16 protein-coding genes and 1 pseudogene are annotated in these 18,105 nt (G+C 56.2%); 8 read left to right on the top strand and 9 right to left on the bottom strand.

What is annotated here, in order from left to right; genetic code table 11:
• The first annotated feature begins 713 nt into the window (after positions 1-713).
• Complete coding sequence (locus AB4Y42_RS34215) at positions 714-1,340, top strand: hypothetical protein (protein ID WP_368696610.1); 627 nt, start codon at positions 714-716, stop codon at positions 1,338-1,340.
• Between the two features lie 741 nt (positions 1,341-2,081).
• On the opposite strand, the gene AB4Y42_RS34210 is transcribed toward AB4Y42_RS34215, so the two are convergent.
• From AB4Y42_RS34210 to AB4Y42_RS34190, 5 genes are all read right to left on the bottom strand, one after another.
• Positions 2,082-2,594 (bottom strand): HAD domain-containing protein, encoded by a 513-nt coding sequence (locus tag AB4Y42_RS34210; protein ID WP_368696609.1) that lies wholly within the window; start codon positions 2,592-2,594, stop codon positions 2,082-2,084.
• A gap of 23 nt (positions 2,595-2,617) precedes the next feature.
• Positions 2,618-3,136 (bottom strand): HAD domain-containing protein, encoded by a 519-nt coding sequence (locus AB4Y42_RS34205; protein WP_368696608.1) that lies wholly within the window; start codon positions 3,134-3,136, stop codon positions 2,618-2,620.
• A gap of 1,070 nt (positions 3,137-4,206) precedes the next feature.
• The gene (locus tag AB4Y42_RS34200; protein WP_368696619.1) at positions 4,207-4,530 is read right to left on the bottom strand and encodes an HAD domain-containing protein; all 324 of its coding nucleotides are present in this window, start codon (positions 4,528-4,530) and stop codon (positions 4,207-4,209) included.
• Positions 4,531-5,008: 478 nt separating this feature from the next.
• The gene (locus AB4Y42_RS34195; RefSeq protein WP_368696607.1) at positions 5,009-5,167 is read right to left on the bottom strand and encodes a hypothetical protein; all 159 of its coding nucleotides are present in this window, start codon (positions 5,165-5,167) and stop codon (positions 5,009-5,011) included.
• 87 nt (positions 5,168-5,254) lie between these two features.
• A complete protein-coding gene (locus tag AB4Y42_RS34190; RefSeq protein WP_368696606.1) occupies positions 5,255-5,854 on the bottom strand; it encodes a hypothetical protein in 600 nt (199 codons plus the stop codon).
• A 250-nt stretch (positions 5,855-6,104) separates the two neighbouring features.
• Here AB4Y42_RS34190 and AB4Y42_RS34185 point away from each other — a divergent pair, with 250 nt between their 5' ends.
• From AB4Y42_RS34185 to AB4Y42_RS34160, 6 genes and pseudogenes are all read left to right on the top strand, one after another.
• Positions 6,105-6,428, top strand: coding sequence for a helix-turn-helix domain-containing protein (locus tag AB4Y42_RS34185; protein ID WP_368696605.1), 324 nt, complete (start codon positions 6,105-6,107; stop codon positions 6,426-6,428).
• Between the two features lie 963 nt (positions 6,429-7,391).
• Positions 7,392-8,789 (top strand): gamma-mobile-trio recombinase GmtY, encoded by a 1,398-nt coding sequence (gene gmtY / locus AB4Y42_RS34180; RefSeq protein ID WP_368696604.1) that lies wholly within the window; start codon positions 7,392-7,394, stop codon positions 8,787-8,789.
• Positions 8,790-8,795: 6 nt separating this feature from the next.
• Positions 8,796-11,843, top strand: a complete 3,048-nt coding sequence (locus AB4Y42_RS34175) for a VPA1269 family protein (protein WP_368696603.1) — start codon at positions 8,796-8,798, stop codon at positions 11,841-11,843.
• Between the two features lie 13 nt (positions 11,844-11,856).
• Positions 11,857-12,516 (top strand): gamma-mobile-trio protein GmtX, encoded by a 660-nt coding sequence (gmtX, locus tag AB4Y42_RS34170; protein ID WP_368696602.1) that lies wholly within the window; start codon positions 11,857-11,859, stop codon positions 12,514-12,516.
• An 86-nt stretch (positions 12,517-12,602) separates the two neighbouring features.
• A pseudogene (locus tag AB4Y42_RS34165) lies at positions 12,603-12,947 on the top strand (DNA/RNA non-specific endonuclease); the annotation flags it as partial.
• A 35-nt stretch (positions 12,948-12,982) separates the two neighbouring features.
• Complete coding sequence (locus AB4Y42_RS34160; RefSeq protein ID WP_368688669.1) at positions 12,983-13,243, top strand: hypothetical protein; 261 nt, start codon at positions 12,983-12,985, stop codon at positions 13,241-13,243.
• Positions 13,244-13,267: 24 nt separating this feature from the next.
• Here the strand turns inward: AB4Y42_RS34160 and AB4Y42_RS34155 are convergent, their stop codons facing one another.
• The 3 genes from AB4Y42_RS34155 to AB4Y42_RS34145 form a co-directional block, all read right to left on the bottom strand.
• A complete protein-coding gene (locus AB4Y42_RS34155) occupies positions 13,268-14,509 on the bottom strand; it encodes a dienelactone hydrolase family protein (protein WP_368696601.1) in 1,242 nt (413 codons plus the stop codon).
• 80 nt (positions 14,510-14,589) lie between these two features.
• Positions 14,590-15,231, bottom strand: coding sequence for an HAD family hydrolase (locus AB4Y42_RS34150; protein WP_368696600.1), 642 nt, complete (start codon positions 15,229-15,231; stop codon positions 14,590-14,592).
• A gap of 177 nt (positions 15,232-15,408) precedes the next feature.
• A complete protein-coding gene (locus tag AB4Y42_RS34145; protein ID WP_368696618.1) occupies positions 15,409-16,113 on the bottom strand; it encodes a Crp/Fnr family transcriptional regulator in 705 nt (234 codons plus the stop codon).
• Positions 16,114-16,252: 139 nt separating this feature from the next.
• Here AB4Y42_RS34145 and AB4Y42_RS34140 point away from each other — a divergent pair, with 139 nt between their 5' ends.
• Positions 16,253-16,792, top strand: a complete 540-nt coding sequence (locus tag AB4Y42_RS34140) for a DUF962 domain-containing protein (protein WP_368696599.1) — start codon at positions 16,253-16,255, stop codon at positions 16,790-16,792.
• Between the two features lie 18 nt (positions 16,793-16,810).
• Here the strand turns inward: AB4Y42_RS34140 and rarD are convergent, their stop codons facing one another.
• Positions 16,811-17,704: an EamA family transporter RarD gene (gene rarD / locus AB4Y42_RS34135; RefSeq protein ID WP_368696598.1), complete on the bottom strand. Its 894-nt coding sequence runs from the start codon at positions 17,702-17,704 to the stop codon at positions 16,811-16,813.
• Between the last annotated feature and the right edge of the window lie 401 nt (positions 17,705-18,105).

Raw genomic sequence — 18,105 nt, 5'->3', positions numbered from 1 at the left:
CGTGCCCTGCATCAACAAGCCCCGGTCACGATGCGTTGGTCATTTCCGCGAGTTCTTTTTTGCTCTCGCGTCACGCCGCCTCTATGTGACGCCGCCAGATTTGCGCGGATTTAGACCGCCATCGACACCATGGAATCTATTTGGTTTTCTGGTTCGGGAACTCGCCGAATAAGACTCCTTCGCGCCCTGACGGCACGGATGGGCCTGAGACGGCCGCACAAATGGAGGCGATGCTAGAGGCGGATTTGCCTGCCGATATCGCGAGCAAGACCGAGGTTGTGGTGTTCGATGTATCCGACCCACAACTTGGAGCGGCGAAACCGCGAAAACAACGAGGCCGTAGGCCCACTTGACTCTCACGGAACCTGCGGCCAGTCCGCAGCTCTGACCACGTCACACCATGCTCTGGCCAAACTGCGAGCTTCTCTCGTCGCAATGTTTCACCAGATGTTGCACATGGTCGTTCGTGCCAAGACAGTCAATGCGGCCGTTTCTAGTGCCGCGCCATAGCGGCGCGAAGTGTCACGAGGAATCGATGCCAATTCTACGAAATCATTTCCTCATTTAAATATTCAAATTTCTATTTGAATAAGTTTAATCATTTAGATTAACATCATATATTAAGTAATTTTCGATTTTAAACCTTGATTTATACATCTCACATAGATAATCTCACCTCACGCCTTCCGAACAGCAAAAGAGATTATCTAAAAGTGACTAATATCATCCAACTGAATCCGTCCTCACAGGTCCCGCTGGGACTCCTCCTGCCTGCAGCTGAATATGGTCCCGCCGACCCACGATTTCGCGGGTCTGTTCTTGAACAGTCCATCGACTTCGACCCACTGAGCTGCACCAACGCGCGCCGCTCGAGGTTTGCCACGTTGGTTATTGATGGTCCTCGTACGCCAATGCTGCTATTCGTAATTCAACTTGGTGATGCAATTCTGTCGTGGCTGGCCGACCCTGCGGACTCTGCCGTCCGGAACGCCATTGACAGCTGGAACACCAACGGGTCGGTTTCAGTAGCGTTGAGCCGCGAAAAGACGCACCTTTTTGTTATCCCCGTGACGCAAAAAATCAACCGAACCACGCTACTTCGCTCCGTGAAACCTGTTCAATCGTCGGATATTTTTACTTGCCAGGCAATTGAGGCCTTCAGCTCGGGAGCGGTTAACGAGGTTATCGCCGCTCATTTCTCCGCCGGCTCAAAGTCGAGCGCTTGCTTGATTCATACCGAGGGTGTCGATTTGGCTCTGGCTCGTCAAGGCTATCAAGCCGAATACGACGCCAAGGCGAATCAATTCCTGGCGAGAAAAAGCCTACTCGTCTCCCTCTAATTACTGCAACCAGACCAATCCCCTGACGGCGACCCATTCGGGAACGCAGTAATGCATCGCTCCTACGAGCCGAATCGTTGCTGCCGTCAGATTACGCACGCGTGCAAGCTATATCCCACGCCCCATAATTTTATCAATCCGAGGTCTACAAAATATGAGCAGTCGAACAGCCCTGACGTTTGACGTCAAAGCACTAAACCCCGAAGAGGTAAACGAGGGCACATTAGGTGACCTACAGGACTATACGAAGCATAGACCAGACGAAATACGCTGCGCTAAGTGCCGCGTATTTTGGTTTGGCTTAGAACCACTATCGCACTTTATCTAAATAAGACGACACACAGCCGCTATGCGCGGAAGTGTCTCGCCGCCGAAAGCAAGGCAATGCCCGGCGTAAGCAATCTCGCCGAGCCACACAATTTCAGCGCCCTGCTCACCTTGACGCCAGTAGATAGACACTCTTTCTCCTTCAACGTTGTTCCCAACTACGAACCAGCCCTTGACCTAGCCTTTCGTCGTTGCTCAAACTGTTCGTCTAGAATGGCTTGCTTGAGCGCTCGACCAATCTCGGCGCCCGATGTCGTCATCCACTCTACGTAGCGGCGCGGAGTCAGCTCTCCTACGATAAGAGCAAGACCGTGGTCAATTGCTTTGGAAAGTTGCTTCCCAACCCGTCGACCCAGTTTTGCCTCAGATTCGGAGCTAGTGCTTTCGCGACGCATCCTAGCTTTCGTATGCGTGTCAGTCCTCGGAACCATAATTTGGTGCATCCGTGAAGCATTGCTGTAGACGCTCGCGGAATCGCTCGACGACCGCAGAGTCTCCTAAACCCACGTCGGTTTGACATTGCACGAGCCTCTGCCGATGCGCTTCGAACCCGTCCGCACGGTCGTCAACAGCCAACCATCTCAGCGGTTCATTCCTTCCGACGTAGTCGAGGACCTGCGCACCACGCGTAAGCACCGGCCAAACAAGCGGATTGAGTGTGCAACCATCGAACGTCGCGCCTACGATGCGGCTCTGTAGACTTGGAGACGGAATTGCGTTGCGCGTCAACTCCGTCCCGAAGACCATCGACCAGTCACTTGAGAGGACAATCTCGACGTCAGGATATGGACTTAGCAAGTCATCAAGCACAGCGGCATATTCAAACAGCTTGATGTTAGGCGCACTGCTCATCACTCGGTTTCCAGAACGCCGAGCGATACCCCGATGAAGCACTCCATCGATATCAAGAAAGAGCACACGTCGCATTTGTCTTCCGGCCTTAAATTTTGTCATCCGAACTGCTCTGCGAGTCGAGTGCAGAGCACCACCTGAGTCTTCGCGTCGCCCAACCCCAAATTTTCATCGCACCTGACGACGTGAGAAACATGGTCACCAAAACCAAGAATTTCGTCGTCGATTGCGAGCCACCTCATGAGCCGATGTGTCTGGACATAGCGCAGAACCTGAGCCCCACGGGGCTTGGACGCCCATGTCCCAGCGTCGAAATACTTCGAGTGAAACGTTGCGCCGACTACGCGCTCGCTGAGCGCCATAGGCAACGCGTTCTTCGCTCGCTGGTAGCCCAAATGATGTACCCACGACGTGGACAGAACAATTTCTACACTGTCGTAGGGGGCAAGACAGTCCATAAGAATCGGGGCAAATTCGAAAAGCCGAATGGACGGAGAGGTACTGGTAATGCCTTTCCTCGTTCTAACGGCGCCGAGCCTGTGAAGGACACCGTCAAAATCGAGAAATACGACCTGTCGACTCAACTCCACCTTCCCCACTGTCGCTTCCCCATTCATGCCAGCAGCTGAAAATCAGCCTCCGTCTTGACGCGCATCATTGGGCTCGCATTCAGCGTTGCTGGTGCTAGCCACACGCGCGGCAATGTTGGCCAATTGATTCAGGCTCAACGGTGAATCTACGTCGACGTAAGTGCTGATGGCCCCGAGATGCTTGCTCTCATCCCAAAGCACACCGTGCCCGTCCTCGAAAAAAAGGATGCATGTCTGTGTCCGGAAGCTCACTGACAGCTGTTACGCGCCGAACCGCGATGTCTCCACCTACTCTCTTTGAACAGAGATACACAGCGGGCGTATCGCAGTTCGCTGTCGCCAGCAAAGTTAGAACGCTGTCGAGGGTGTGTGCAATAAAGGCGTTCTCGCTCTTGGAGGCATCGCCAGTCTTTCCTTCGTAGCGCACATGGAAAAAAGCGCCATCTGAGACTCTAACGGGCAACATACTTCGCTGTGTTACGGTCGCGGGCTGCCCAGTAATGCCACCTTGTTCCGTCTGTTCCATCGATTGAACTCTTTCATCGTTGAGGGTAGGCATAGTCATCCTGTCAGGCCGCGCACGTTAGTGTTGCTGTGCGTAAGATGCGAATGAGACCGGCGACCAGCAAACGCTGGCCGCCGTAGCGCTGGACTCTCTATCTGTAACTACAGAACTCCCACTCCAGGTGGGACCCGGCTCCCCGGGCGGCACCGCGCTTTTTCACCAGCACGCGCGGCCTTTCTCGTGAGCGGAGATAAATAGACCACTCTTGAGTCCTTCTCGCCCACAGACTACATGTGCTTCGGGAGGTCCTCATTCTCTGCGTCGTAGAGGCCCGCACGCCCCGATGTCCATGAGTCGACGCAGCCCCGCTTTGTGTATTGCACGTATTTTCTCTCGATACGCCTGTACGGCCACCGTCGGTATCCGTCGTATCTGTCGGCAACCTGTCTTGACGATGCGACTCGGGAGCACGTTGTCCTCAACGAGCTTCCTGACGACTATGCGCGGAACGCCCAGTAGTCGCGCGGCGGCATCAAGCGAGAGCTCCTCGACCTCGTCCGGTTTATTCACTTGCGTCATGTATGGGTACGTCTCAGAAGGACAGTCGCAAACGCTGGCGAAACAGTTCGATGACTGCAAGGTCGCCTAGGCCGACCTCTGTTTGACAACTCACGAGTCGGTGACGGCAGGACTCGAATCCGTCGACTCGGTCGTCGATGGCAAGCCAATTCGTTAGGGAATGGCGAGCAACATAGTCCAGCGCTTGTTCACGCCGCAAAAGCAGCGGCCACAGCATTTCGTTAAACGCACAACCTTCGTACGTCGCGCCTACAACACGGTCTCTCAGGACAGGTAGAGGCATTGCCGCTACGGTATTTGGAAACCACCAAAAATCCTCGTCTTTTACGCTGAGCACGACTACCTTCACTGGACCGAATCGATTTTCGCTGCTCCACTAGCTGACCAATCGCGATAGTGCATTACGACCGAACGCCTGCGCCCAACGATGACTGTCTAGCGCACGGTCGATGAGCACCTGCTAACGCTTGTTTGGCTGGAACGGCGTAACGTATCGGAGATTCGTTGGCCCGTTTGACAATACGACAACACGCTCGACTGACTGACTTATCAACTCATGGCCCTCGCCATCGGATAACCGGGGGCCATATGGATATCGCTTTTCATAGCTTTCACCATCACGCACACCTTTCTCGTGTGTCCACAAGCTCGCACTCACCAGGACTTCGCAAATTTCGTCCGACTCTTCTACATCAGCATACGAGTCGAGAAAGAGAACAACACTGTCTGGGTCGGCCGTCACCAGTTTTTCTATAAGTTCAGAGACTCTCAAGGTCTCCTCCGCTCGCTTTCGGTACACTGAAGGTTTCACCACGTTAGCTGTGATATTCCTCAGCCATCTCGGCAAGGAAATCACTTATGTCACGGTAGTCGCCAGCCTCAATTGCGCGCTGACCCAGCGCAAGAATAATCACCAACACGTCCGATTCGGCGTCGGTCTCTCCGGGCTCGATGGTGGGGCCGTGTGAACTCATGTCAGCGAATGCATCAGTCGCCCGGTTTCCCATAGCAATCCTCAACGTAGTACGTTCAGTTGCACAACAATCCCTCTCGGCACTTCTTCAATTTTCTCCAACAAGCGAACGGAGTCTCCGTTGGAACTGCCTATCGTTGCGTGCTCGCATTGGCGAGATGAGTTGCCTAGCACGTCGTAACGCATAGGCGCCGACTGTCGCTCTCAACATTTCGTCGTCTGACAAAGGGCGCGTGGCAAGTTCGCCGAATTCTTGAAGCTGCTTCGCTAAGGCTCTCCGCGCCGCCTCGTCGAACCCAACTTCGGGGTTGATACTCACGCGGCGCGATGAAGTAATGTCGGAGAACTCGAACTCAGACGACGCCAAGATGACGAACGAGTCGGAACGGTTCTTCATGAAATCAAGTATGGCTTCCTCTTGCGTGTCAGACAGCGTATTGACGAAATTTACGACTCGCTGCCCCAATGTAGCGAATGCTTGTCGCAGGGAGTCCAGGCTGTAATGAAAAGGCCACGCGTTCCCGACGACGATGACGACACCAGAGTAGTTAAGCAGCGTCTCTGCCAAAAGCAAAACGTCCGACTCAAGTCTGCGCATATTTGCCATCGCACCCTCCCGCTTTGGAAGCGAGAAATCTAGGTTCAACGGGCCAATTGCGCCGCTCACGCAGAAAAAAACATAGACCAAGGTGGCTCCATCAATGGCATTGAAAAGGAGTCTTTCGCACGGAGGGTGCCAGCCAACGAGCCCCCAGCAGTTGCGTCGAATGGCGACAACGAAGCGCGACGCATCGACTTCGTCGGCGGTCCATCCACACACTCTCCTTGGGCATGTCGCAAGTTTAGGCGAAAAAATATGAGATGTATACTCTGTGGATTTTCAAACTGTGGATTTACACTCTGTGGATATTTAGGTCTCGATAGGCGATGCTCTCGCCATGGCCGACGACCTCACTGCCCCACAAAAGTCTGCACGACACCTCTTGTCGGCAAATCTAAAGCGCATTCGACACGCAAAGGGCCTCTCGCAAGAGCGGTTCGCGGACATCTCTGGTCTGCACCGGACACACATAAGTCAGGTCGAGCGCGAGGTCGCCAATCTAACCTTGGACACCCTTGCGTTGCTTGCGGATGCACTGAACGTCGAACTGGCGGAGCTATTTTTCAAGTCGCCAGGAGAAGTGACGAACTTAAAAGCTGGGCGCCCTGAAAAGGCTCTCGCCGAGACAGTGGCGGCAAGACGTCAAAGGAAAGCGAAGTAGCAATCCAATTTTTGGGCAGGGTGCATAAATGCATGCCTCCCAGACTCCCCATGCATCAAAGCCATCAAAGCCGACCAAGCAGCCACTTGTCGACGACGTCCTGACGCAACGAAGCAGCTTACGGCCGTACAAGCGAGCACGCTGCTGAAGGAGCCAAGGTCGCCGTATTGCGCACAGGCCGATTGTGGCAACAGATAGGGCTAGTGCATGGCCGAGTTCATGTTCGTCGAGGTAGGTGGCGAGCGATTTCTCGTGAAATGTTGTCAAGCGCCGCATACCACATGATTTCAAACAGTGGCGGCCCACCGGGGTCGGGCTTTCGTTGTGATTGCTCGACATGAAATCGTCCACCTGCCGCCCGCGACTTCTTTCTTGTTCACAACTTTCCTGTACACACACCACATGCCTTCAGACAGCAGGCCTAACGCTGGTTCTGAAGTTGCACGAGAGTGGATTTGAAGTGGCGTCTTTCTGATAGTTCCGCCTAAGCAATTGCCTCTTAACAAAAGGCATCCTCTCTAGCGCTTAACAATAGAAAGCCCACAGGCCTTAAACGTTGTCGCGACGCCGCTCACTCTCCCTCACCGCGAACCGAAGTTCCTTTCAGAAGCGGAACGAGCAACCCGAGCCTTCTTTGACACCAAAACTGCGCCGGGACGCCCAGTGTAAGGCCGAGCGGACAACAGAAATCTGGCAACTGTATGAGAAACCCAACAGTTCTTCTCAGGTGGTATGTTTTTTGCCAGCAGAAATTTCATTCCAGTCATCTCAAACCAATCCCACCGGATAAATTTGCCTATCTTTTTAGATAGATGCTATCTAAAAAGATAGAAGTCGGATTTTTCATAGAAGACGGCAAAATATTTTACCACATCGCGCAAGAGAATCGGTGCTTTCAGCAACTCTACGCAATATGCGAAGTCATCGAAACTTTCAACACCTCAGGCGCGGCGAAATTTAGTGATGAATTCTATCCACGGACATAATCACACATGGGTCATCATCCAAGATGATGACAGAATCGGTCGCTTTGAATATCTGCTAATCGTTCGCGGTCAATTTATCTGGACAATATGGAATTTTTTTAAAGAAAAGTGTCTGGAACTTGAAACGGAGAAAGCATATGCCCAAGCGATTGGCATGCTTATAGATTTTATGTTTGCAAGGGGAAATGAGTTTGTCGACGTAATCAAGCGGTCGGATTTCTTTCACGCATTTGCTGGAGCTGTCTGGAATGGCACAGTTCGCGACGGCACGGACCCTAGCGGCCTGTGGTGGTTCCACCGCAGTCGCAGGCGAGCAACCAAACTCCTCCGATGTGTTTGTGAACTAAGTGATTGGCTAACCGAAATTCACAATGGCACGAACATTAATCCCGTCGTGCGAGCTGCCAGCCTAACAGAACAAATCACATTTTGGCGACGATGGAATACAAAAAAAGCAACCGCTCTACTTGGCCATTTGTCGAACAGCTCCAACGCGAAGGAAAAATCAAAGTTCACGCGTCGCTCATCATTTCCACGCAACCAATCCAAAATTCTCAAAGACCCACCCGCATTTCCGAAAGATAGACTCGCGCAACTACTGTCGGCAGGATATGCAACCTCTGGGGTCTCACGCTTTGAACCAATTTGGAAAAGATTCAATATTCGAGACATCCTTGTGACGCTCTTACTTCATTTTGGAGGGCTTCGAATATCAGAAGTCTTTCAAATATGGGTCTGCGATGTATTCGTTGATATTGATAGTAAATCCTCAATCGTAATAGTCCTCGACCCGTCCGATGGAATTATAGAGGCAGCGGACCCCATCACTGGAGGAAAGCAAAAGATGACCCGTGCAGCCTATTTGAGGACTCGATTTAACCTTTCTCCACTCACTTTTCTGACTGGGAAGCGCCATGTCGGATGGAAGAACCCATTGCTCACCGAACATGAACAAAACGGATTTCGCGTTCATTGGAATTCGAAACGCGCCAGCAAACTGTTTCTCGTTTTGTATCGAATCTATTTACTACACGTTCGCTCGATGAACCTGAGTCATCCCTTCCTCTTTGTGACCAAAGACGGGCAACCGATGAATCCCGAAGCGTTTAGACGAATTCACAGAAAGGCAGTTAGAAAAATCGGTTTGACTCCATCCAAAGGTCTGGGCACGACGCCGCACGGTCATCGACACAACTACGGTCAGTATGGGCGTGAATGCGGGCTTAGCAACAAAATTCTTATGGTGGCGATGCACCACGCATCCCCAACCTCTCAGGAGGTCTACACCGGCCCCACGTTAGCGGAAGTCGATAACGCTATGCGAGGAATACCCGACGCAGCAGAAGGCCTTGATTTTTCCACATTCTCAAAATAATTTATCATGAACCAGCCGACTGTACACTACACTGATTTTCGAGTCGAAAAATCCTATCTGACGAACCGGGAAATCGTAGTTAACGAGGGAAGCGGTTTTTTAATCCCTCCATCGTTCTCAATTGAGAATCTTCACGTTTCCGTATCAAATTTTCTTGTAGATTTGCGTAAAAACAATGGATTTAGTAGGCATAGCAATATGGTGGAGGCGCTTGGAGAAAAATTCCTGAGTATCGACAGTCGCGCCTCATTCACAGCGCATGTAGAAGAACTCATTGCTTTTCGCAACGAAAACAAATCAGCGGGATATGAAGGAGCCCGGATTAGAGACCTGTTCATTCATTTTTGGCGCGAAAACTGCATCGTATTCCCGCAAGCAGAGGGTGGGATTTTCCCCATTAGCATTGCGAAGAATCTGCCGTGGGGCCCCGTCGCACAGGAATTGCAGGGCCAATTCCAGCAGAGGCAATTTCAGGACACGACCAGTTATGCACGGGTTCGGACTTTTTCATTGCTTCTTTTATCTCGCTCCAACGTGCTGGAATTTGGTGACTTGACGCCAAATGTCTGCAGCGACTATTTCTCGACTTATTGCTCTAGCAAAGTTCGCCCCAGTACCATTTCCGATATTATTTCCATTCAAATAGAAGAGCACGGCAAAAATGTTATACACGGCTTGTCCGACTATGGCTCAATCTTGCGTGAAGCGCCGAGGTCTGACGAAAATTTTCTCTGGGTCCTAAAAGAGGACCCAACGCTTGTGGAATGGGTCGAAATAGCCAAGCGGCAGATGCAGTCTCAGGACGGCAACCGCTTAAATTATTTCTCGACGTGGAACAGTTTTTTCGACCATCTTATCGCCAACCCTGATGAAATAAGGGACCCTGTATCGTATTTCCACGTGGAACGCGGCTTACGGACCACCTACACCCCTAAAACCGATAAGTCAAAATCGATACTTCGGAAAATTTACGATTGGATTCTGGAAAATGTTTGTGTCTACGAAGACGAATACGGCGCTAAAGCAACTTTGCCAGGCCACCGCAATCCTCTTGCCAAAGAAAAGCGCAAGCGACGAGCCGGCGAAAGTCCCCGGTCACCCATGCCAACCTATCTCGTTCGCCGGTTGATAGAAGTTCTTACCAAAGATGATTTTGCGTGGCCGCGCAAATACGCTGAACCCCGCTGGAACAAGAAAGGTGGTGACTATCTCACATATAAAGATATCGAGACAGGAGAAGAAAGAAAAATATGGTCGCCGGTACGTGCGGTCGCAATCCTATTGAAGCTTTATCTGCCTATCAGAACGTTCCAGGCAAGAGTACTGGATAGTGGTGAGGCGGACTATCTTCGGTATGACAGAGTCGATAATGCATGGCATCGCAACGAAAACCCGCTTGCGGCAAGCGCGAACACAGAAGATAGGCGTGGCGTCTTCCACAGGCATATCGCGGATGATGGAGAAGAATTCACGTTTCTCTATATCAACACCAATAAGCTTAGGGATACGCTGCATAGCGACGAGGGTTTTGGTTACGTCATTCCGTGGCAACACGAAGCCGCGCTCAACGCCTTAACGTACCTGCGTGATTGGCAGACACAACACAATCCGATTCACCGTCCTACTGCATGGACGGAGATACAACAACTAGGCATCGCGCGAGGAAAGAGCAACTCGGAACTCATTCGCAGGGGAAGCAACTGCTTTCTTTTTCGGGATGCAAGTACAAGGTTGAAATCCCAGCCAGTAACCGACATGAGGTTAAGGACATTTTGGGTCCAATTGAACCTAGAACTCGAACGCCGCTTGGCCGAGGAAAATGTAACCGACAAAAAGGGCAAGCCCGTCGTTCTGGTGCGGCGAGTCGGGAAAAGTCTTCAGGCTGTTTTTGACCTCCATACTTTACGTGTCACTCATATCACGGCTTACCTTGCGGCTGGCGTCCCCATACATATCGTCATGAAGGTCGTGAGCCACGAGACGGTTGCGATGCTGTTGCACTACGACAAGGTTTCCCCAACTCACATCAGCGACGTTCTCACGCAATCGAAAGTTGAAATAGACAAACAGGAAAGAGACAGATGGTTGGAATGGCTCACCGAACAGGCGCATTCGACGTTGATTTCGGCTACTGCACATTCGGACTTCGCAGCCGTAGAAGCGCTCCGTTCCGCCCCGAAGGCGGCATGGATTCTCCGAGACCATGGCATCTGTCCGGTCGGCTGCGGCCGGTGTGATGAAGGAGGAGAAGTCATTGTCAGAATCGCATCAGTTGTGAGATATGCCCCTGTTCCAGGCGGCCCACGTAACTGCGTACGATGCCGGTTCTTTATCAGCGGGCCCGCGTTTTTACAAGGTCTCAATTCCCATTTTGACATGGTGGGCTTTCAGCTTAGGGAAGCCAGCAAAACCTACCAGATTCACAAGGCAAAATTCGAATCGTTGGAGTCCGAGTGTGCGAGATTAAGTACAGAACACCAACCGATAAGCGCCAGGATGCAACGTTCGCTGGAGCAAGCGTCGGGAATCTATGATGAAAGTGCAAAGCTCGTCGACGAGTTGGCACTATCGTGGCATGCAACGTATCGTCTCATCGGCCAATCATTGGCGATTGCCCGAAAACAAACCGCAAATGACGTCGGCAAACAGGATAAGTTATCTCTTATCGCCTTGGGAGGGCATAAAACGATAGAAGCCGTACTTGAGAAATCAACTGAATTCGAACTTGCCGACCGCGTTTGCCAGTCCTCTGTCTTTTTCGATAGCATCGATGCGAAAGCAGCAAATCTGAAACGCATGAGAGCATTTGACGCGATGCTTAGCAACAATGGATTTCAACCGCGCTTTTTTAATATGGATGAATCTACTGCGATTATCGTCGGCAATCAAATGAGCAAACTTTTGTTTAGCTCCCTAGGAAGGGAACAGACGAACAACTTGCTCCAAGGCAGCCTTACTCTTAAACGCCTCGGTCTTGATATCGATTTCGACAAGGCACTCCAAGAAATCTCGAACAATACACTTGAAAATATGCCGCTACGCATTGGATTATAGTCGAGATATTCGGATGGCAAAATCACGCATCACTTCATCGAGCGACGACCACTTTGCAAGCGGAATTTTAAATGAGCTACTTACGCGCTCCTCCGATAGAAAACAGATAGAGCTCAAAAGGCTCTTTGAGGTCTTGCGCATTTTAGAGCGAGAGGGAGATAGTCTTACAACTGCATCGGTGGGTCGACGCCTCCAACGCGAAGGCGGGATTAAAACGCAGTCGTTGAGGAACGACCCTGACTATTTGAGACTCATCAAGTCATTTCAGAATGGACTCGACTCCCAAAGGCAGAAAAAAAGACGAGCTATCGCGCCGAATTTAGACTTCACATCAATAACTGATATTCAAGTTCGTACTTTTGTGGAGCATCTATTAGCGCAAAACAAGGTTCTTCAGAATCAAAATAGCGAGCTTAAGTCTGCATTTAAGTCGATTCGAAGTTCGGAATTTAGAGAAAAACATGAGCCCCAAGCTCCCAACCAAGGCCCGGCAAATGAAGGGACGCAACTATCCCTACATCATCTTGCAACTCTACGGCGAGCTCTCGACCCGAACCGCTTTTTGGAGAACGGGTGGACAATAAATGAGGACGGCTCACTCGCAGATGAACTTGGAGTTTCGATTTTTCCGCCAGGCTTCATGCAAGCAGTGGCCGCGTTGCGCGAAATGTGACGATAGGGGCAGTATATTCGCCGCAGTATAGCGGTATCCGTAACCATCTGATTCTTTGGAACAAGTATAGTGGCTGAGGGGGGGCCCTTTGGGCCCATATCGAAAGCGCCGTGCGCAAGCTCGCGTCGAAGTATGGCGAAGCCTATGTCGTGACCGGCCCGCTGTTCACGGGCGCCCAACTCCAGACGATCGGCGCGACGCGCGTGCTCGTGCCGACGCAGATCTTCAAGGTCGTGTACGTGCCCTCGCAGCAGCTCGCGTTCGCGATCGTCGCGGACAATACGGCTGTCGACCGTTACGACGTGCGCTCGGTGCGCGATATCGAAGCGCAGAGCGGCATTTCATTCCCCGGAATTCCAGCGAATGTCGCGGCGAAGGAAAAAGTTTCGTTCAATGGCCACGGCTTTGCCGTGAGCAAATGGGGCTGGTAGGCGCGCCCCCCATTACGCATAAGGAGGATCACAAAGTGTTCGACGCATATGCAAACGACAACGACGTGCTCAACGTGCAAGGCGACGCGCTCACGCTCACGAACGGCACGACGCGCGTGACGCTCGCCGGCACGCTGGAACTCACGCGCGACAAGCGCGGGCTCGCCGCCGCGCTGGCGCTGAAGGCGGCGCTCGACGACGTCGTGAAGACACTGGAGGCCGACCCGCACCTGCCCGCGAAGGTCGCCGACGAGCCGGACCAGAAGCCCGGCGTCGTCGACAATCCGTTCAACTGATCGGGCGCGCGCGAAACAGGCGCGTTAGAACGGCTTGCCTTCGCTCTCGCTCCAGGCGCGCGCCATGAGCGTGTTCGAGGGCAGCGTTTCGTCGAGCAGCTTCTTCGCGCTCTGTGCGCCCGCGATCGGCAGGCCGGTGGGATCGATCGCGCCGATCTGCGCGAGCACCGAAGCCTGATCCCAGTAGATGTGCTCGTTATAGAGCTTGTTGCCGCGAAAGCAGATCACGGCAAGCATCGGCACTTCGAAGTATTTCCCCGTGGGCGCGAGGCCCGGCAGCAGCCAGTCGATCTCGCGGTCGTGCGTGCAGCAGAAGATGAACTCGTCCACCACGCGGTCCGAGCCGATCGTGCGCGAAATCGGGATCAGACGTGTGTCCTCCGGGTTCGAATGCACGAAGTGGTGCGTGTAGAAGCGCTTGAGCTCGTCGTGGCCCACGCCGCCCGTCATCGTCGGAATGTGGTTGACATAGGGCTGCGCGACCATGGTCGGCATCACGTCGCTCGGGTTGCGCGCCACGAACTCGTGATAGCAGTGCTCTTCCCACAGGGCGTTGAAGTCGTAGATCGGGCCAAGCACCCGGCGCAGCATGGCGAGCGTGCGCGAGTAGGCCATCATCGTGGCCGGCTTGTCGTACGTCGAGCGGGAAGACGAAGCGAACGCGTGATCGCAGCCCGGGTACGTGTACAGCTCGACGCCAGGCTTACCCGCCAGCGCCTGCGCGATGCGCTCGCGTGTTGCGGCGTCGCAGTGGGCGTCGTCGGCGCCGAAGTGCAGCATCAGGGGGCACGTGATGCGCGCGGCTTCGTCCAGATCGTTTTCGAGGCCCACGGCGTAATAGCCGATTGCGCAATCGACATCGGTGCGCGTCGCGCTCAGGTACGCGAGCTTGCCGCCCAGGCAGAAACCCACCACGCCGACCTTGCCGCGATGTTGCGGATGCGCGCGCAGCGCGCCGAGCGTTTGCGCCACGTCCTGCATCGCGAGATCGACGTCGAAGCGCTCGTAGAGCGAGAACGCCTTCTGCGCGTCGGCGCCTTCGTAGCCAAGATCGACGTTCGGCTCCAGACGCCAGAACAGGTCCGGCACCATCACGACGTAGCCTTCCTCGGCATAGCGGTCGGCGAGCGCGCGCATGTAGCCGTTCACGCCGAAGATCTCCTGCAGCAGCACGAGGCCGGGGCCGCTGCCCTCGGGCGGCAGCGCCGTGTAGGCGCGGAATTCACCGCCGTCGTGCGACTTCACCTGAGTCCATTGTCCGTTCATCGGGGCTGTCTCCTCTCTTCGGTCTGGTTAGCTGCCGTAGATTAGCGTCGATCTCGCGCCGCTGCAGCGCGTCGCACCATTCACGCCGCGCCGAAGCCGCCCGCCGCCGCGAGCGGCGGCAGCGCCGACTCGCCGCGTATCCACGCGTACTGCGCCAACTCGGCCATTTCCTTGTCGCCACGGCTGTCGCCGTAAGCGTAGAGTGTGGCGGGCGCGTTCGCCCCCCACCACGCACGCAGCCGCGCGACCTTCTCCGGCCCCCAGCAGTTGTTGCCCGCCAGATGGCCCGTGTATAGGCCGTCGCGCCATTCGAACTCGCTCGAAAGCACGGTGCCGATGCCGACCGTCTTCGCCCACATGCGCAGATAGATCGACGGCGACGCGCTCACGAGCACGACCTCATGTCCGAGCGCCTGGTGTTCGGCCACGCGCGCGAGCATCTCGGGGCGCAGCAGCGCGGGGAGACGGCGCTCGACAAAGCGCTGCGCGGCAGCTTCGAGCACCTCGCGCCGCACGGCTCCCATCGCGGCGTACAGGAAACGCGCCTTAGTGGGCCCGCGCGGCGACCAGCCGAGCGGAACGCCGATGAGCGACGGCAAACAGCGCAGCGCGGCGGCGGCGAAGCGGACGGGCCCGGCGGCGTCGAGCATGAACGCGCGAAAGCTGTCGGACGTGGTGATGGTGCCATCAAAGTCGAATGCGGCGACGACGTGGTCGTTCATGAAGCGGTATGGGCCTGGCGTGGATGGGAAAAGCGACGCGGCTGGGCGCGTCGAACGGGCGTCATTGTCGGCGCAAACGCGATTCTGCTGCAACGCGGCCCAGGCGCGCTCTTTGATGTTGACGTAATGCATCAACATGTATCGATATGGACGTGCATGGATGCCGAAGCATCAGCGTCATTGCGCGTTCGACGCCAGACCCGCGGCATCGACGATTTCGATTTCGCCGTAGCGTAACGCGAGCCACCCCTCGCGCTCGAACTGGCGAAGGATCTGGTTCACCGTTTGGCGCGAGAGCGCGAGCATCAGCGCGAGATCCTCCTGCGGCACGTTGATCACGCGGCGCGCGCGCGGCCCGCCTTGCGTGCCGGCCGCCTCGCCGTACTCGTTCGAGAGCAGCAGCAACCGGCGCGCCACGCGCGCGGAAGCGCCCAGCAGCGCGCTTTCCTCGATCGCGTCGAACGCGAGACGCAGTTTTTGCGCGAGCAGCAGGCCAAACGCGTGCCAGTACGCCGGCGTTGCCTCGAGCAGCGCCACGAGCGCCGCGCGCGGCACGTGAAAGAGCGTGGAATCGCGCTCGGCGTAGGCGTCGTGCGTGCGCGCGCCGCCGTCGAAGAGCGCGATCTCACCGAACCAGTGCGCTGGCCCGACCACGGCGAGCAGCGCCTCGCGGCCCGCGACGCTCGCCGCCCCCACGCGCACCGCGCCTTCCAGCACGCAGTAGAGACCGTCGTCGGCGTCGCCGCGCATGAAGAGGCGTTCGCCCGCCTGCAGCGTGCGCACGCGCCCCGCCGCGCGCAACGCCTCGCGCAACGGTTCGGGCGCGCCGCGAAACCACGCGCTGCGCTCGAGCGCGGCGACGGACGGCGAACTGGCGGTGATGGGCGGGACGGAACGTGAAGGCATCGGGACAGGGTGAGCGGGGCCAGGCGAGTCACAAAGCGGCGCAATTGTCGGCTAGCCGAAGGTTTGCGCTCGTCAGCCCGACGATCATAATGATTTTGGAGACAGAGAGACACCCATGAGAAACCTGACCGAGCAACTCACCCAGTACGCGGCCTATCACCGCGACGCGCGCAACATCGGCACCCATTTCGTCGGCATTCCGCTCATCGTGCTCGCCCTCGCGGTGCTGCTGTCGCGCCCGGTGATCGCGCTCGGGCTGCCGGTTCCGGTCTCGCCCGCGTGGCTCCTGTTCGGCGCCGCGACGCTCTACTACCTCGTGCTGGACGTGCCGCTCGGCCTCATGATGGCGCTCGTTTCCGTCGCGTGCGTGGCTTTCGGCGCCTGGCTCGCGCAGCAAGGCACCGCCGCGTGGCTGGGCGGCGGCGTGGGGCTGTTCGTCGTTGGCTGGATCTTCCAGTTCGTCGGGCATATCGCGTGGGAGCATCGCAAGCCGGCCTTCGTCGACGATCTCATCGGCCTCATGATCGGCCCGCTCTTCGTGCTCGCCGAAGCGCTCTTCAGCCTCGGCTGGCGCCCGGCGCTGCGGGCGGCGATCGAGGCGAAGGTGGGCCCTACGCGCATCCATCCGCCACGCGCCCAGGCAGCGCGGCAGTAAGCGGCCGTTGCAAGCTCCTCAGCGTTCGAACCGCACGAGCCGCGCCGCGTGCACCGCCGTGAGCGCGACGGCCAGCCAGATCGGCACGTAAGTCCCGAGCTGGCGCATGCCCAGGCGCTCCCCGAGCAGCGTCACCGAAACGATCACGAGCAGCACCGGCTCGACATAGCCGAGGATGCCGAACAGCGCCATCGGCAGCAGCCGGCTCGCCTTCAGGTACGACGCGAGCGCGACGGTGCTGAGCACGCCGAGTCCGGGCAACAGCACGAAGGCGAGGAACTTGTGCGCGTCGAGCAGCGCGAGCGAGCCACCCGCACGCACTTCGATCACCGCCACCGGCACGAGCAGCAGCATCTCCACGGCGAAGGTGACGAGCGAATCCGCGTGAATCTTGCGGCGCAGCACGAAGTACGGCGGATAGCCGAACGCCACGAGCAGCGTGGGCCACGAGAACGCGTGCGTCGCCCACAGCTCGTGCGCCACGCCGACGGCGGCGCACGCCACGGCGAGCCATTGCAGCGGTTCGAGGCGCTCGTGATAGTAAAAGCGCCCCACCAGCACCATGATGAGCGGCAGCAGGAAATAGCCTAGCGACACTTCCAGCATGCGCCCGTGCAGCGGCGCCCACAGAAACACCCACAGCTGCGAGCCCAGCAGCGCGGCGCTCGTCACCAGGGCGAGCGCGGTGCGCGGCTCCTTCACCATACGCACGACGAGCGCGCCCAATTGCGGCGCGCGCTTGCGCAGCACCAGCAGGGCCAGCGCGCCGGGCGCGGTCCAGATCACGCGCCACGCGAAAATATCGAGGCCGCCGAGCGGGGCGAGCAGGAGCGTATAGGCCGACATCAGCGCGAACAGCGCCGAAGCGCCCACGGAAAGCGCAATGCCGCGCCCGGGTTCGTACTGGTTCATCGCGATGTGCGGGGACGGAAAGCGAGAACGGCGGGATTGCGAGCGGCGCGGTGCGTAGATTTCGCACGCGCGGGTAAAAAGGTTGTCATTTGAATTGGCTATTGAATAAGGCGCGGGCCGGCGAAAGCGTCGGCGAGACCGCATTCTAGTCGCGTTTGGGCGGCCGCAGGCGGCGCAAACCCACGCCGGACAAGGCGGGCACATGCCGTGCGCGCCCTGCGCCCTGGTGCAGGCCGAGCGATTTTGTCCGGCAGATCACGCCACGATGGACTAGAACGTAAGTCTCGCCACGCCAGCCCGCCGTCGCCTTAACCGGCTGCCATTCGCGGCTGGAATTCGCGGCTGGAATTCGCTTCGACGAGCGAGATTTCACCGGGGCCGCTGGAGCCGTGCCCGGCTTA

The organism is Paraburkholderia sp. EG286B (genome assembly GCF_040965655.1).
Lineage (GTDB): Bacteria > Pseudomonadota > Gammaproteobacteria > Burkholderiales > Burkholderiaceae > Paraburkholderia.
Note: the sequence above shows the minus strand (reverse complement) of the source record. Positions and strands in the feature narration are given on the sequence as shown.

Coding starts and splice junctions, on each gene's coding strand:
- AB4Y42_RS34185 (WP_368696605.1), top strand. CDS start 6,105: ATGGCCGACGACCTCACTGCCCCACAAAAGTCTGCACGACACCTCTTG.
- AB4Y42_RS34155 (WP_368696601.1), bottom strand. CDS start 14,509: ATGAACGGACAATGGACTCAGGTGAAGTCGCACGACGGCGGTGAATTC.
- AB4Y42_RS34140 (WP_368696599.1), top strand. CDS start 16,253: ATGAGAAACCTGACCGAGCAACTCACCCAGTACGCGGCCTATCACCGC.
- AB4Y42_RS34150 (WP_368696600.1), bottom strand. CDS start 15,231: ATGAACGACCACGTCGTCGCCGCATTCGACTTTGATGGCACCATCACC.
- AB4Y42_RS34210 (WP_368696609.1), bottom strand. CDS start 2,594: ATGCGACGTGTGCTCTTTCTTGATATCGATGGAGTGCTTCATCGGGGT.
- gmtX (WP_368696602.1), top strand. CDS start 11,857: ATGGCAAAATCACGCATCACTTCATCGAGCGACGACCACTTTGCAAGC.
- gmtY (WP_368696604.1), top strand. CDS start 7,392: ATGAATTCTATCCACGGACATAATCACACATGGGTCATCATCCAAGAT.
- AB4Y42_RS34205 (WP_368696608.1), bottom strand. CDS start 3,136: ATGAATGGGGAAGCGACAGTGGGGAAGGTGGAGTTGAGTCGACAGGTC.
- AB4Y42_RS34175 (WP_368696603.1), top strand. CDS start 8,796: ATGAACCAGCCGACTGTACACTACACTGATTTTCGAGTCGAAAAATCC.
- rarD (WP_368696598.1), bottom strand. CDS start 17,704: ATGAACCAGTACGAACCCGGGCGCGGCATTGCGCTTTCCGTGGGCGCT.
- AB4Y42_RS34195 (WP_368696607.1), bottom strand. CDS start 5,167: ATGAGTTCACACGGCCCCACCATCGAGCCCGGAGAGACCGACGCCGAA.